This window comes from Nitrobacter sp. NHB1, from assembly GCF_036964665.1.
Lineage (GTDB): Bacteria > Pseudomonadota > Alphaproteobacteria > Rhizobiales > Xanthobacteraceae > Nitrobacter.
Map to the genome: position 1 here is coordinate 3,291,354 of NZ_JBAMDA010000001.1, position 15,298 is coordinate 3,306,651.

General features: G+C 59.1%; 10 protein-coding genes and 6 pseudogenes. 9 read left to right on the forward strand and 7 right to left on the reverse strand.

The genetic code is table 11. The features are described 5' to 3' along the window. Positions 1-183 precede the first annotated feature (183 nt). Positions 184-1,335, forward strand: a complete 1,152-nt coding sequence (locus tag V4R08_RS15415) for an IS4 family transposase (protein ID WP_335580124.1) — start codon at positions 184-186, stop codon at positions 1,333-1,335. Here V4R08_RS15415 and V4R08_RS15420 read toward each other — a convergent pair. Continuing rightward, a complete protein-coding gene (locus V4R08_RS15420; RefSeq protein WP_335580125.1) occupies positions 1,314-1,559 on the reverse strand; it encodes a hypothetical protein in 246 nt (81 codons plus the stop codon). The two genes, V4R08_RS15415 and V4R08_RS15420, sit on opposite strands and share 22 nt — an antisense overlap. Then, the gene (locus tag V4R08_RS15425; protein WP_335580126.1) at positions 1,556-1,807 is read right to left on the reverse strand and encodes a hypothetical protein; all 252 of its coding nucleotides are present in this window, start codon (positions 1,805-1,807) and stop codon (positions 1,556-1,558) included. Before V4R08_RS15425 ends, V4R08_RS15420 begins: the two co-directional genes overlap by 4 nt. 33 nt (positions 1,808-1,840) lie before the next feature. On the opposite strand from V4R08_RS15425, the pseudogene V4R08_RS15430 reads away from it, so the two are divergent. From V4R08_RS15430 to V4R08_RS15440, 3 genes and pseudogenes are all read left to right on the forward strand, one after another. Continuing rightward, positions 1,841-2,136, forward strand: a pseudogene (locus tag V4R08_RS15430) (IS66 family transposase); the annotation flags it as partial. Positions 2,137-2,314: 178 nt separating this feature from the next. Then, positions 2,315-2,629, forward strand: a pseudogene (locus V4R08_RS15435) (toprim domain-containing protein); the annotation flags it as partial. 27 nt (positions 2,630-2,656) lie between these two features. Then, on the forward strand, positions 2,657-3,796 hold the full coding sequence (locus V4R08_RS15440; RefSeq protein WP_335580127.1) for a DNA topoisomerase: 1,140 nt from the start codon (positions 2,657-2,659) through the stop codon (positions 3,794-3,796). Positions 3,797-4,672: 876 nt separating this feature from the next. Here V4R08_RS15440 and V4R08_RS18260 read toward each other — a convergent pair. Further along, positions 4,673-4,789: pseudogene (locus V4R08_RS18260) on the reverse strand (transposase domain-containing protein); the annotation flags it as partial. 99 nt (positions 4,790-4,888) lie between these two features. Here V4R08_RS18260 and V4R08_RS15445 point away from each other — a divergent pair. Further along, positions 4,889-5,920, forward strand: a complete 1,032-nt coding sequence (locus tag V4R08_RS15445) for an IS110 family RNA-guided transposase (protein WP_335580128.1) — start codon at positions 4,889-4,891, stop codon at positions 5,918-5,920. A 222-nt stretch (positions 5,921-6,142) separates the two neighbouring features. Here the strand turns inward: V4R08_RS15445 and tnpC are convergent, their stop codons facing one another. Both tnpC and tnpB read right to left on the reverse strand, forming a co-directional pair. Further along, positions 6,143-7,660 carry an IS66 family transposase gene (gene tnpC / locus V4R08_RS15450; protein WP_335580129.1) on the reverse strand — a complete coding sequence of 506 codons (1,518 nt, stop codon included), beginning with the start codon at positions 7,658-7,660 and terminating at the stop codon, positions 6,143-6,145. Between the two features lie 68 nt (positions 7,661-7,728). Next, on the reverse strand, positions 7,729-7,992 hold the full coding sequence (gene tnpB, locus V4R08_RS15455) for an IS66 family insertion sequence element accessory protein TnpB (RefSeq protein ID WP_335580130.1): 264 nt from the start codon (positions 7,990-7,992) through the stop codon (positions 7,729-7,731). Positions 7,993-8,206: 214 nt separating this feature from the next. Here tnpB and V4R08_RS15460 point away from each other — a divergent pair. Beyond that, positions 8,207-8,557, forward strand: a pseudogene (locus V4R08_RS15460) (transposase); the annotation flags it as partial. A 251-nt stretch (positions 8,558-8,808) separates the two neighbouring features. Here V4R08_RS15460 and V4R08_RS15465 read toward each other — a convergent pair. Continuing rightward, entirely contained in the window at positions 8,809-9,840 is a 1,032-nt protein-coding gene (locus V4R08_RS15465) for an IS110 family RNA-guided transposase (protein ID WP_335580039.1), read from the reverse strand. 68 nt (positions 9,841-9,908) lie between these two features. Between V4R08_RS15465 and V4R08_RS15470 the strand changes: the two are divergent. The 3 genes and pseudogenes from V4R08_RS15470 to V4R08_RS15480 form a co-directional block, all read left to right on the forward strand. Continuing rightward, positions 9,909-10,920: pseudogene (locus tag V4R08_RS15470) on the forward strand (IS3 family transposase); the annotation flags it as partial. Between the two features lie 656 nt (positions 10,921-11,576). Then, positions 11,577-13,133, forward strand: a pseudogene (locus tag V4R08_RS15475) (ISL3 family transposase). 156 nt (positions 13,134-13,289) lie between these two features. Continuing rightward, positions 13,290-14,315 (forward strand): IS110 family RNA-guided transposase, encoded by a 1,026-nt coding sequence (locus tag V4R08_RS15480; protein WP_335577975.1) that lies wholly within the window; start codon positions 13,290-13,292, stop codon positions 14,313-14,315. Positions 14,316-14,613: 298 nt separating this feature from the next. Here the strand turns inward: V4R08_RS15480 and V4R08_RS15485 are convergent. Continuing rightward, on the reverse strand, positions 14,614-15,298 hold a 685-nt coding region (locus tag V4R08_RS15485; RefSeq protein WP_335580131.1), incomplete at its 5' end, for a GAF domain-containing protein.

Sequence of the window (15,298 nt, forward strand, 5' to 3'; positions counted from 1 at the left end):
TCTAGAATTTGGGTGGCCGGATGGCTTCCCGGCCACCCACAGACACCAAAGACTTACTTGCTTTCACAAGCAGTAAATTGTCTTCATCTCCTCATGACTCCCCTCATTTTGGCGGACTCAGATGGGCCTGATTTGTCCGGCACCTCATGAGGATCGCGAATCGCATCCTTACGAGCCGCCACCATGAGCCGTCCGATCAAGCGCATTGATTTTATTCACGACTTTCTCGCTGGAATCTTCGCCGATGACCTCCATGCCAAGCGCGTGGCGTCCTTGGCCAATGGTGCGCTCGGCGTCATGACGAGTGCATCGCTCGCAGTGTCGATCATCGGCCACTCGCTGGCCCAGGCGCGCGGTCTGCTTGGCAAGCACGCCATCAAGCAGGTTGACCGGCTGTTGAGCAATCAGGGCATTGTCGTGTGGGACATGTTCGCCGCCTGGGTGACCCAGATTGTCGGACAGCGAAAGGCGATTGTCGTCGCCATGGACTGGACGGATTTTGACGCGGACGATCAGACGACGCTGGCGTTGAATCTCGTTTCCAACCACGGCCGGGCGACGCCATTGTTATGGCTGACCGTCCTGAAGGACGAACTGAAGGACAGCCGCAACGACTTCGAGGACCTCTGTCTGGCGCGCTTGGCGGAGAGTCTTCCCGATGGCGTCGCGGTGACCATCCTTGCTGATCGAGGCTTCGGCGACACGAAGCTGTTCGGCTTTCTCGAGACGTTGGGGTTCGATTACGTTATCCGCTTTCGCGGCAACATTCATGTCACGGCGGCCGATGGCGAGACGCGCGCCGCCGCCGCGTGGGTTGGCAAGGGCGGACGGGCGCGCAAGCTCCGCGACGCCGAGGTCACGGCGGGTCGGCACAAGGTTGGGGCGGTCGTCTGTGTGCACGCCAGGGACATGAAAGCGGCCTGGTGTCTGGCCGCCAGCAACGCTGAAGCGACGGCGCGCGAAATCACCAACCATTACGCCCGGCGCTGGACGATCGAGCCGGGGTTTCGCGACACCAAGGACCTTCGCTTCGGCATGGGGTTAGGCGTTCTTCGCATCGCCGATCCGCAACGCCGCGACAGGCTTCTTCTTTTGAACGCCTTCGCCATCGTGCTTTTGACGCTGCTCGGCGCAGCCGGCGAGAGCCTCGGTATGGATCGCCATCTCAAGGCCAACACCGCCAAGCGCCGAACTCATTCGCTGTTCCGCCAGGGATGCATGCTCTACGAGTTGATCCCAAACATGCCGGATGTCCGCCTGCGCCCGCTTGTCGCGCGGTTTAGCGAATACATCAATCAACACGCCGCGCTAAATCAAACGTTCTCATGCGTGTGAATGAGGGGATACCTGAGCTTCATCTCGGCTTCGGCCGTGCTCTCGGTAGTATAGACCTTGCCGGCCGGGCTAACCACTACAGACGTAGCTGTCATCGGCTTTTCATGCACGACTGTACATTTCTTCGTCGCGGAATCTTGTACGACATAGTATGAGTTCGCCGCGAACGCGGGAGCCGAGAAAGCAGTGAACATGGCGGCCGCAGCCAATAATTTCAAATTCATTTTCGATGCTCCTGTTTTGTCACACAGGCCCTCCCGTGTTGTGCATAAACTCGGCTTAGGCACGAACGTTCCGGTGGGAAGGTACGCGTAAGAACGGCGTAGACGAATGGTCCAACGGTTGAAGAAAGGGGACGCCCCCTGGCGGCAGGTTTCCCTGCCGCATCTTTCGCATCAATCGTCATCGCGGTAATGGCGATAATAATAGCTGTGATGATGATGATGATGGCGTCGATATCTGTATCGATCATGCGGCACGACCACGATCCGGGGGGGCATCCCTCCAATGGGATTATCTGACGCGCTACACCGAAGATGGCAGGATGCCGATCGACAACAATCTCCTGGAAGCGCGATCATAATCTTCGCCCCTGGCAGAAAGGGCTGGCTGTTCAGCGACACCGTCGAGGGAGCCAGGGCCAGTGCCGTCGTTTACGGTCTGATGCTGATCTGCCGCGCCTCACGCGTCGAGCCGTTAGTATGGTTGCGCCACGTGCTCACCGAATTGCCTCAGCGCGCGGGCAACGCCGATATTACCGACCTGCTGCCCTTCAACTTCCCCAAAACCGCCACTGCCTGAACCGGCTAAATACCGCCCCGATACGAACGCCATCCGTCAAAAGCGGGGGTCAACGTGCGGGGAAAATCGCGCTTACGCTTGGTACGTTTGCGAACCTCTTCTTCTGGCGGTTTGGGTGTCATCACTGCTTTCTTCTGGGAGGGAAATTCTATGATTTGCCTGTCCCAGAGGACCCGTCATTCGGCTCTATCGCAGCGATGATCGCCGCCAGGCGAAAGACGTCCGCTCTGCCGTGGGGTCTCGCTACGGCGACATCCTTCCAGCCGAAGGCCACTTGTTTGATCTGGTGGAACCAGAGGAAGCGGTACCGGAGTGGAAGCGCTGGTCGCCGATCCTGCTCCGTCCGGAAGGGCTTTACGGTACCCGGCCGGGCGATGGCGGCAAGAAGGCATCAAAGCTCAAGGCCATTCGCGAGGCGCTACGCACCGCCAAGCGAGTCTGGCTCGCCACCGATTGCGATCGTGTGGGTCAGCTCATCGGTCAGGAAATCCTCGAGCATTACAAATACCGCGGCGAGGTCATGCGGGTGCTGTTCACGGCGCAGGATTCGCAGACCATTCGCGACGCCTTCGGGCGGGCGAAGCCAAACTCAGAATATTCTCGCCTCTACGCCGCCGCCGTGGCGCGCCGGCAGGCTGACCAGATTTACAACCTCTCCCTCACCCGCACTGCGACCGTGATCCTCGGGCAGGGTGCACGCGGCGTGATCGGGGTTGGCCGGGTGAAGACGCCGACGTTGGCGATCGTATGTAAGCGCGAGCTGGAAATCCGTGACTTCGTGCCCGTCACGTATTTTGAGATTGTCGCCACCGCGAATGTTGCCGCAGGTGAATTCCAGATGCGGCACGCGCCGCAAGACAGAATTATCAAGCGCGAGAATGCCGATATCGTCGTCAAGGCCGCTCAGGGTTTCCACGGCCCGCTTGGCGTGCGCGTCGAGGACAAGAAGCAAGGCCCGACAAAGCTGCATGATCTCCCCTCGTTGCAGAAACTCTGCTCATCGCGCTTCGGCTGGTCAGCCGCCAAGACGCTCGAAGTGGCGCAGGAGCTCTATGACGGCCACGGCAAGAAGATCATCACATATCCTCGCGCCGAGGTTCGTTACCTGCCGGAGACCCTGATCCCGGACGTGCCAAAGATCGTGGCTGGCCTGCGGGTGGGGCGATCTTTCAGTACAATCCCCGTGCCGACACCGCCCGTTATCCGAAAGGGTGCACACGGATCGTTCCACGACAAGGGACTCGAAGGCGCCAGCCATCATGCCGTCATCCCCAACGTCAATACGGTCGACGATCTGCGAATTATCTGGCCACGGCTTTCGATCGACGAGAAGAAACTTTTTGACGTGATCGCACGCGCCTATCTCGCTGCCGTCATGCCGGACTTCCGCTACCGTCAAAGCACCGTCATGTGCTCGACGTCGCTGGATTTCCGTTCAAGGCCACAGTCGTCAAGAATGTCCGCAGGGGCGGAACCCCAGCAACGGCCTAACCCTCTGATGAGCTTCACAATTCCAAAAGCCTGCAAAACGGCTTACCCATGTTCGTACCCGCTTGGAACAATTCCTTGCACAAAAGGAACCTCCACCGTGAAGTGGAGGTCAGTTGGCTTGCCGGAACGAGGGGTAGCCGACAAGGTCTTGCATGCAGCGAGCATTTAATCGAACGGCAGGGCTTCTGGAGGCTTTTGGAGGACTGCTTCAAGCTGCTCCGGCGGTCGCTCGTACCAGTCTTCGCAGTAGGCGCTACAGAACGGGCCGTGGTGCTGTGCCGCTCCGATAGGGCCGGCGCAGAACTTGCAGACCAGCTGCGCTCTCAGAGGTTCAGTTTTTAATAGCCGCATATTACGCTCCTCAGTTATGAGGCATGCGGTACGGGTCCGAAAACCAAGTACCGTTATGGCAACTCTGTCGACGCTCTAAAGTTGCCTGCACGAGCGCTTAGGGATAGCGGAGCGCGGCGATAAGGTCGTCGTGCGGGTCGGCAACAACCGGCGTCATCTTCTGATTTTCCTCCCACGCGACGCAGTACGTCGAGCAGTAGGGAAAGTTCGGCCGGGTTAGCCCGTAGCATCCGCCGCAAAACTTGCAGACGCGCTTAGTCCTTGGGGGCTTTTGTTTTAAGAGCCACATGGCGACGCTCCTTCGGTTGTGGAGGCGCATGGCGGAGTGGGACACTCAAACGCAACTGCGCCACACGATTCCAAAACCGACGAATCGAACTGGCTGCCTAGAGTCTACCATGGCTTCATTGTGCCTACAGGAAAGTGCACAGCTTTCTCGTAACCAAAAAACTTCTTTGCGGTGGAAGGAGCTCTAAACGACCGCAACAAGTGGGTCGTCACGATGCCCAAAGGTTTCGAGCCTCCAAGTCGGAGGCCGCTCGATGCGTTTCGGTTCGCCTTAGCAGGCGCGAAGATCTAAAACGAAAAGGGCACCCCATTTCTGGGGTGCCCGATCCGTTAGAACAGCCGATGAAGTAAAAGCATCATCGAAGCCCAACTAGCCCGTCTTATTCGTAAGCGCTCGTTCGGGACCCTATTGATGCTGGCTTGACGTTTTGCGGAATCTCCATGGCATGAGGTCGTCGACTTTGTTTTGCGGGTGGCCGGCGATGATTGCCTCGAGTGTTTCGGCGATGTAGGCGACGGGGTTGACGTCGTTGAGATGGGGTGGTTGCCGCCCTCCCTAGACGGCATCGCAATGTGCCAAGAAAGTGGATGTTAACAGCCACTGAGCGGAAGGACGGCAACCGTGACGAAAAATACAATAATCGGCATCGACCTAGCAAAGAGCGTTTTCCAACTACACGCTGCATCGATGGCGGGCGAGCTCAAGTTTCGCAAGAAGCTGTCGCGGCAGAGCTTCTCCAGATTCATGGCTGAACAGCCGCCAGCGTTGGTGGTGATGGAGGCCTGCGGCAGCGCCCATTACTGGGCCCGCGAAATGATCCGGCTTGGTCATGAGGTGAAACTGATTGCTCCGCAGTACGTGAAGCCGTTCGTGAAGCGCCAGAAGAACGATGCAGCGGACGCCGAGGCGATCGTGATCGCGGCCCAGCGGCCCGAGATGCGCTTTGTCGGCCCGAAGACTGCCGAGCAGCAAAGCCGGGCGGTCTTGTTTCGCGCCCGTGAACGGCTCGTCCATCAGCGCACCGAACTGGTCAATGCCCTCAGGGCCTGCCTCTACGAATACGGTCACGTTGTTCCGCAGGGCATTCACCAGATCAAGCGCATCGTAGAAATCCTGGATGAGCCGAATAACGACTTGCCTGCTTTGATGCTGGCAGAGTGCCGCGACCTGCTGGAGCAGATCGCCGAGAAGACGGTCCGCATCAATACCAAGACCGCCAAGATCAAAGTGCTCGCGGCCGAAGCTGACGCGGCGCGACGATTGCAGACCATTCCAGGGGTCGGCCCCTTGACCGCTCTGGCCGTTGAAGCCTTCGCACCGCCGATGGAGAGCTTTCGCCGTGGTCGCGACTTTGCTGCATGGCTCGGTCTGGTCCCACGCCAGTTCTCTTCTGGCGGCAAGGAGCGGCTCGGGTGCGTTTCGAAGGCAGGACAGTCTGATATCCGCAGAATGCTGATCATCGGTGCCATGTCGCGACTGAGCTGGCTCGGCCGTAAATCAATCCCGGCAGACTCATGGCTGGCTCGCCTGACGGCGCGCAAGCCGAGGATGCTCGTGGCGATCGCCTTAGCCAACAAGATGGCGCGAACCATTTGGGCGTTGATGATCAGGAATGAAGATTACCGAGATTCGACGCAGGCCGTGGCGGCATGATCAACATACCACCAAATCTGCCTGACGTCGGATAGGGGGGTGTAAGAGAAGACGACGACCCGAATGGGCAAATGATCGAACCGATCTGGATCAGGAAAACCAGTTGCAAGCTCAGAGCTTTGAAGCTCGACGTTGAGATTTGGACCCGATCCGCAGATCACCATACCGGCCAGCGGCTTCTGACATGCCGTATTCAAAGGCCTGACAGAAGACCGCATTCGATCACCTGCACATCGGCTCGGAAACTTCTTGCACCACAGGCGGCAACCACAGAAGCTTGCAGGTCGCCACGATCGACGCCAGCAATGCCCAGTTCTCGGCTCCGATCTCATGGCCTGCGAAGAGCGCATTTTTTCTGGTCAAGCAGATCGGCCGGATCGCGTTCTCGACCGGATTAGTGTCGAGTTCGAGACGCCCGTCATCGAGGAAGCGCGTCAGTCCCGGCCAGTGATTGAGCGCGTAGCGGATGTCCTCGGCGAGCGTCGAGCCGCTCGAGATCATCGAGAGCTGTTTCTCGAACCAGGGTTTCAACGCGGCGACGATGGGCAGCGAGTGCTCCTTGCGCGCGGCCAGTCGGATGTCCGGCGATGAGCCGCGGACCGTGGCCTCGATGGCGTAAAGCTGCGCAATCTGCCGAACCGTGGCCTCGGCGATCGGCGACTCGCTGTTGCGGACCAATTTGACGAAGCGCCGGCGCAAATGGCTCCAGCAATACACGAGCGTCCACGGTCCCTGCGGTCGAACGACCCCGGTGAGCCGCTTATATCCGTCATAGGCGTCGCACTGCAGGAAGCGTCCGTTGCAGCCGTCGAGGAACTGCTCGGCGAAGGCGCCGCTGCGGCCGGGGGCATATCGGAACAGCACGATCGGCGGACCAGGACCGCCATGGCCGCGATCGTCGGAGACGATCGCCCAGAAGTAGCCTTTCTTCGTCGCGCCGCGCCCCGGATCGAGCACCGGCGCCGTGGTTTCGTCCATGAACAGGCGATCCGCCGCAGCCAGGTGGCGATGCATCCGATCCCCAACAGGCTGGAGATGGAAGCAGGCGCGGCCTGACCAGTTCCCCAGCGTCGCCCGATCGAGCCGGATCCCTTGTCGGGCATAGATCTCGGCCTGACGATAAAACGGCGTATGGTCGCCGAACTTGGAGACGATCACCTGTGCGATCGCAGCTTCGGTCGGCAGGCCGCCGGGCACGACACGCTCCGGTGCGAGCGCCTGCACGACAGCGCCCGAGCAGCTACGGCAGACGTATTTCGGGCGGCGCGTCACCAGCACCCGCCATTGCGCCGGGATCACGTCGAGCCGCTCGCTGACGTCCTCGCCGATCTTCGTCATCGCGCCGCCGCAGCCGCACCGGCAGAGCGTGCTCGCCGGCTCGATGATCCGCTCCACCCGTGGCAAATGCGCAGGCAGGCGGCCCCGATTGCGATGGCACGATCGATCCGATCCGCCGCGCGAGCGGCCCTGGATGATCGCCGCGGCCTTCTCCTGCGCCGCGTCGAGCACGCCCTGCGCGATCTCCACGTCTTCCAGCGGTAAATGATATTGATCCGGCCGCAGCTTCTCGGACTTCGCTCCGAACTTCTCCCGGCGGAGTTCACCGAGGATGACCTCCAGCCGGCGCCGCGCCTCTTCCGACGTTGCCAGTGCCGCCTGATGCTCGCTCAACGCTGCTTGCGTTTGCGTCAGAAGCGCTTTCAAGCGTTCGTTTTCGTCGCGCAGCGTCGCGGTGCTCATGCGCTATTTCCAGCACATCGCCGCCGTTCTCGCCATGCGCAAAGAGCTTCCGAGTCACTCTGCCGCAGCTATCCCGCGACCTGAGGACGGCGCGCCTCCTCAGGTCGGACCAACCTCCAATCGAGACCTTCAAACAATGCCGCGAACATCGCCGGCGATATCCGCATCACGCCATCCGCAATCTTGGGCCACACGAACTTGCAGCCTTCGAGCCGCTTGTGCACCAACACCAGGCCCGTGCGATCCCAGACCAAAATCTTGATCCGATCCGCCCACTGCGATTCATAATGCATCACTCCATTAGATGCCGGGAAGGCGGACAACTTTATCATATTGATACTCTTCAAAAACTTTCGGGCGTCGGTCGATCACTTTCTGCACCCCTATCCGAACCGCTTCTGTGTCGAGAGCTTCGACCGGTACAAGCCATGGCGCTCCCTTCATGATCTGTTTGCCTGGCAGTGTTCGCCGTCAGCACCCCTGAGACAAATTGAGGGACTTTCCGAAGGGAGGATTTCTGGTTCATCGTAGCCGCAAGGAGCGAAGATGAGACAGAAATCCGGACCGGGCAAGGCGCCCGCAGAACAAGTTCTGAAGGACATCCGGCGCCAGACGCGTCGGCAGTATTCGGCGGAGGAGAAGATCCGCATCGTGCTGGAAGGACTGCGCGGCGAGGAGAACATCTCCGAGCTGTGCCGCCGGGAAGGCATCGCCGCCTCGATGTATTATGGCTGGTCCAAGGAGTTCCTGGAGGCCGGCAAACGCCGATTGGCCGGTGACACTGCGCGAGCCGCAACGCCTGGCGAGGTGAAGGATCTTCGCCGTGAGGCCACCGCTTTGAAAGAGGTCGTTGCCGATCTCACCCTGGAGAACCGTCTGCTTAAAAAACGTATGGCTCGCCCCGTCTGCAAGTGTTTTGTTAATTTGGCTGATCAATCTGCACCAACGTATCCGGTCTCAGGAACGTATCCTGGCCAAGATGGAGCTCCGCGCATTCCGATCCTCATAAGCATGACGGCGATTATCGCCATTTTTTTAATCAGGTTTTCGAAATGCCGTTCGACTGTCGGCCATCTTCACACTACCACCCACAGACATTCGAAGGTCTTGGACGTCTTATATGTTGAACAGTCCTCGACCGGTTGTGATTATGCAGGCTCTCTCACCGCCGCTGCCTTGAAAGCGGTACCGTTCCGCAGCACACACCAGATAATCCGCGCCATCTTGGCAGCCAGCGCGACGACGACCTTGTTGATATGCGCTCTTGCCAACAAATTCCGCAGCCAGCTTCCCAGGATTGTCTGGCCTTTTGACAGCGTCGGCAACGCTGCTCTGGCACCGTGGATCAGCATCTTTCGCAAGTAACTATTTCCTCTCTTGCTGATCCCCAAGAGTTTAGGCCGTCCGCCGGTCGTCATCTGACGGGGCACAAGACCAAGCCAGGCAGCAAGATCCCGACCATGGCCAAAGGCCTGCGCATTGTCGATCGCCGCCACGAAAGCTGTTGCGTTCAAAGGACCCACACCCGGGATCGTCACCAGAAGCCTGCATGCTTTGTCCGAGCGGGCATAAGCCTTAAACTCCTCATCAAACGCCGCGATGCGACGATCCAGATCGTGCCATTGACCTTGCATGTCCTCGATGAGGGTTCGGATTCTTGGGCTGACAGGAGCAATATCTGCGTCCATCAGCACCGCGAGGCTAGTTTCCAGCTTTCTGCGGCCTCGAGACATGATGATCCCACGCTCCAGCAAGATGGCCCGCAATTGATTAATGAGCGCTGTTCGCTCTGCAACAAGGCGATCACGCGCGCGATGTAATATCTGCATGTCGAGTTGTTCTTCGCTTTTCAGTTCAACGAAACGCATCGTTGGCCGGCTGGCGGCCTCGGCGATCGCCTCCGCGTCACGATCGTCGTTCTTCTGCGCTTTGACGTAAGGACGAACATATTCCGGTGGCATTAGCCGTATCTCATGCCCCTGTTTCTGAAACAGGCGTCCGAGATGATGAGCCCCACCACAAGCCTCCATTGCAACCACACAGGCCGGCAGGCCCGAAACGAATTTAATTACGCTCTCACGCCGCACGCGACGGCGCAGGAGAACGCGCCCCGCGTCGTCGAGACCTGCCATGCTGCAGCTATTCTTCCCGAGGTCGATACCCAGAATTGCGATCTGCATTGCTCTACTCCTATGCTTGATGGATCCTGAGCATCAATGCGCCAGGAAGGAGGGGCGAGCCATTCCATAAGCATGAACGGGGATGGGGAAGACCAGGCATGAGATATCCCGCATCCGAGAAGGCCGAGATCATCGAGCAGGTCGAGCAGTCACATCTACCGGCCAAGCGCACGCTGGACAAACTCGGCGTCCCGCGCGCCACATTCTACCGCTGGTATGATCGTTATTGTAATGGCGGACCTGAAGCGCTGGCTGATCATCGTTCACGACCGGACCGCGTCTGGAATCGCATCCCGGACGATGTCCGCCGCCAGATCATTGACCTGGCGCTGGAGCTTCCTGAACTCTCGCCGCGGGAGTTGGCCGTGCGGTTCACCGACGAGAGAAAGTACTTTGTCTCGGAGGCTTCGGTCTATCGGCTGTTGAAGGCCCATGACCTCATCACCAGCCCGGCTTATGTGGTGATCAAGGCGGCGAACGAGTTCAAGGACAAGACCACCGCGATCAACCAGCTCTGGCAGACGGACTTCACCTACCTCAAGATCACCGGCTGGGGCTGGTATTATCTGTCGACGGTGCTGGACGACTTCTCGCGCTACATCGTGGCGTGGAGACTCGGTCCTACGATGTGCGCTTCCGACGTCACCGCCACGCTCGATCAGGCGCTGGCGGCATCGGGCCTTGATCACATCACCGTTGCGCACCGGCCGAGGCTGCTCAGCGACAATGGCGCGTCTTATGTTGCAGGCGATCTGGCCGACTGGCTCAAAGACAAAGGGCATGCAGCACGTGCGGGGCGCACCGTATCACCCGCAAACCCAGGGCAAGATCGAGCGCTGGCACCAGACCCTGAAGAACCGCATTCTGCTCGAAAACTATTATCTACCAGGCGATCTCGAACGACAGATCGGCGCCTTCGTCGACCGCTACAATCAAGTTCGCTATCATGAGAGCATCGACAACGTCACACCAGCCGACGTCTACTTCGGCCGAGCGGAGACCATCCTCGCAGAACGCAGACGCATCAAGCTTGCTACCATCGCAGCCCGTCGCTTGCAGCATCGGCTGCAGGCAGCTTAAACTCTAACCCCTGATGAACCAGAGCCTCTCTTCTCGAAACGCCTGATCAGTCTCAAATTACCTGACGACGGACAGGCGAGCCTTTGCGAGCCTTGGCGCAAAGGCAAGCCATATCAGCGCGACAATCAGCACCACATACCGATCGCGATGACCACGAGCAAGATACGGGACATCTACCCCCAAAGAATAAGTGTCCGCAACTTAGCCCGGTCTCCGAATGCAATTTTATTGAGGACGCTCGCTTCAGAATGGCGCCGGAAAGGAGCGGATATGGAAAAGTCAGCGGCCGAAGAACAGCCACAAGAGGATAATTACCGGAATCGGCACGCCGATAAGCCAAAGCAATAGTCCTCGTCCCATCGTCACCTCCATTAGAATGACGCGGCCCTGGCCATTCGAGAATGAAAGGACGGGCCGCAAGGCTGCCAGGGCAGGGGAGGCAGCCTCGGAACAACGCCGAGCTATCGCTATGGTTCCCGCGCCTCGCCCCCGTAGCCTGCAGAATCGCGTCCAACAATGACCCCACCTCGTATGGCGCGCAACATATTGCATCCATGGGAAAAACGATGAATTTTGCGGGGTCACGGTTGGGGTCTGACTCACATCTGATGAGTTTTCTGCCGATCTTGCGGTTCTCCAACGGGGGAATCAGCGCCATGCGAGCCGGTCTTCGAATTTCGTCGCTTGTGCCGAGCGGGTTGGTTATCGAGAGCGTAAGTGATTCATCTGACTCGATTATTTTAGCCGTCCGATCCGACGGCGGCATGGCCGAGTGCCCATTGTGCGGGGCGAGATCGCGCCGAATCCATAGCCGATACGATAGACAAGTCGCGGATTTGCCGTGTGCAGGTAAGCAAATACGCCTTCGCGTGTTCACGCGACGGTTCGTTTGCGAGGTACCTCATTGTCGGCGGCGGATTTTCGCAGAACGGTTCGGGGACGATGTTCTCCCGACCCGGTCGCGCCGGACGGGACGGCTGGAATGCATCGTCCACCATCTGGGGCTGACACTCGGCGGCAGGCCGGCAGCGAGCTTTGCCAAGCGACTGATGCTGCCGGTGAGCAACGATACTCTGCTGCGGGTTGTTAGGCGACGAACGCGCCCGAGAACGGAGCCTCTGATCGTCGCCGGCATTGACGACTGGGCTTTTCGCAAGAACCATCGCTACGGAACAATCGTGTGCGATCTGGAGAGACGGCGGATCGTAACCCTGCTTCCAGATCGCGAGATTGCAACGGTGCGGGCTTGGCTTTCCGACCATCCGGAGATCATGGTCGTATCGCGCGACCGTGGCGGCGGCTACGGTGAGGCCGCGGAAAAGGCGCTGCCCGACGCCGTCTAGGTCGCCGACCGTTGGCACCTGATGGAGAACGCAAGCGCGGCCTTCCTCAACGCGGTGCGCCGTTCCATGGGGGTGATCCGCACCGCAATCGGTGCGACGACGATCAATCCAAAACTGCTCACTTGCGCGGAAAGGCTGCAGTATGAAGGGTATCTCCGGCGCAAGCAGACGAATGCCGCCATCATGGCGCTCGTCGGAGACGCAGTGCCACTCAAGGAGATCGTCCGTCGAACAGGACACAGCCGTAAACTCGTTCGCCAAGTCAGTCGCGGCGAGAGTACGGATGTCTTCCGGACACGGCAGAGCACGCTCGATGCCCACTTGCCCTTTCTGGATGCGCAATGGAACGAGGGCTGCCGTAACGGCGCAGAGCTCTGGCGTCGTTTGCAAGGGCAAGGCTTCCAAGGCTCCTTGCGCGTAGTCAGTGAGTGGACGACACGGCGACGACGGGCCGAGAAGGCGACCAATCAACAACTGCAAAAAGTGCCATCCGCGAGAACAATCTCCCGATTGATGACCACTGCGCGCGACAATCTCAGTAAAGCAGATACGGTCACCATCGCCGCCATCGAGGCGCGCGTTCCCACACTCGTCGAAGCCCGCATGCTCGTCGAAAGCTTCCAGACCATGGTGCGCAAGAAGCTCGTTGCTGATCTCGATCCGTGGATCGCCACCGCCAGCTTGAGCCTGATCGGCTCTTTTGCGAGTGGCATCATCAGGGACGAGGCCGCCGTCCGTGCCGCCATCACCGAACCTTGGTCCAATGGCCAGACAGAAGGGCAGATCACGAAACTAAAGCTCGTAAAACGCCAGATGTATGGGCGGGCGAAGATCGACCTCCTGCAAGCCCGGCTGATAGGCGCCATCTAGTTGCGGCAAACCGTCATCGAAGTTGCGTCAGAGCCAAAATTGGACGCCGATATGGGGTCAAATTTGAACACGATGACGTAATTGCGGTCGGCGCTCGCGGCACAAAAGCTCCGTTATCGTTGAACTCTCGCAATCAAATGATTCGGAGGAGCTGTCATGAAGCAATACGTCGGGCTGGACGTCTCGCAGAGAGAAACCGCAGTATGCGTGGTCAGCGAGACTGGGCAATTAATCTTCGAGGGAAAGGCCAAGTCTGATCCCGGCGATCTGACTAGGCTGCTTCGTAAACATGCGCCACTGGCGGAGCGCATTGGCTTTGAGACCGGTGCGATGGCGAGCTGGCTTTGGCACGAACTTCGGAGGGTCGAGCTTCCGGTCGTTTGCATTGATGCGCGGCATGCACACGCCGCCCTGTCGGTGCGTATGAACAAGAGCGATCAGAACGATGCGCGAGGTCTCGCTGAATTGGTGCGGGTCGGTTGGTATCGAGAAGTCAAAGTTAAAAGCGAGGAAAGCCAGAGGATCCGCTCGATACTCGTCGCGCGAGCCCGGCTCGTGTCCATGCGCCGGGATATCGAGAACCAGGTCCGCAGTCTGATCAAGGAATGCGGGTTGCTATTCCCCCGCGCCATCGGCCGACAGTTCCGCAATCAGGTCAGCGAGCTATTGGGTGAAGATCATCACCTCCTCAGCGTGATTGCGCCGCTCCTGTCGATTCATGAGCATATCTGTCAGCAGCAAAGCAAGTTCGACGACGATGTCCGCCGCTTGGCGAAGTCGGACGAGACGACGCGCCGCTTGATGACGGTGCCTGGTGTCGGCGTGGTGACCGCCCTAACATTCCGCCATACTATCGATGAACCGTCCCGCTTCCGATCGGCTTCCTCGGTCGGCGCCTATCTCGGCCTTACACCTCGGCGCAATCAATCTGGTGAGATTGACACTAGTGGCAAGATATCGCGATGGGGCGACCGGTTACTCCGAACTTACCTGTTCGAAGCAGCAACCGTTTTGCTTTATCGGACCAAAAAATGGTCCTCCCTCAAAGCCTGGGGAATGAAGCTTGCAAAACGGATCGGAATGAAAAAGGCGAAGGTCGCCATCGCCCGGAAGATCGCGGTGGTTCTCCACTGTATCTGGGTCGACGGCACGTCGTTCGATTGGGGCGCGAAGCCGGCCTGACGTATTTTGCAAGTTCCTGGCCCGGTCCGCCGGGTCGGCGATGTCCCGCTGGGACGGTCGTCGTGGTGACCTCGGTCAATCGGCTGGTGGCGGTTAGTCTGCACTCCGCTGAACACGTTGAGGCACCCGACCCGGACATCATCATGAGGCGCCTAGCGACCTCGGAAAGGACCATGACCCCAGTGCCGGCGTCGCAAGGAGGCTTGACAACATAAGGCAATTAAAGGGCCGATTGACATCGGGACAGAAGTAGGCGATCGGGCGACGCATTGAAAGCGACCGAGGCGGAATGAACGCGCTATGAGGGACCCGGTCCCATTGCGAAAGTCACATCTTCCAACAATGCGACTTCATTGTCTTCCAGCGTGCGGGGTTTGGAGTCGAGAATGCACAGTGCCCCGATTATCAGACCGTCGGTTGCGCGTAGCGGCGAACCGGCGTAGAAGCGCATGTTCCATTGCGCGATCGTCTCGTTATCGGCAAAGCGCGGATCGCGCTCAATATCCGAAACGACTAGCGTCTTGTCGTTGGCTACGACGTAGTTGCAGATCGCGTGATCGCGGTCCATCGCTAGCAACGTGCCTGCATTATCGGTGATGGCGTCTGGCAATTTTCCACTTTGTCCGACGAAGTATTCGCGACCCTTGTCGATAGCGGTGATCACGGCAACGCTGGTGTTGAATACGTCGGCGGCACGCTTGGCGAGTGCATCCAGAGCTTCACGTTTCTCACCCTCCAAGACCCCGGTCGCTTTTAGCGCGTCGACACGCTCTGCGTCGTTGTCAGGCACGGTGGCTTTTTGGGCTGCCTTGGCTTCTTCGGGGTCGATGATGCGGTGAATACGACGAACCGCCTCCTCAACCGAAGTCACGACAGTATCGGCTTTGAGCGCTGAAAGGGATTCGTCGGTCAGCAGTTCCGGCGGCGCGTTCCATAGCGCAAGGACGATGCGCAGATTCGGCCATCGTCTTCGCAGACGCCGG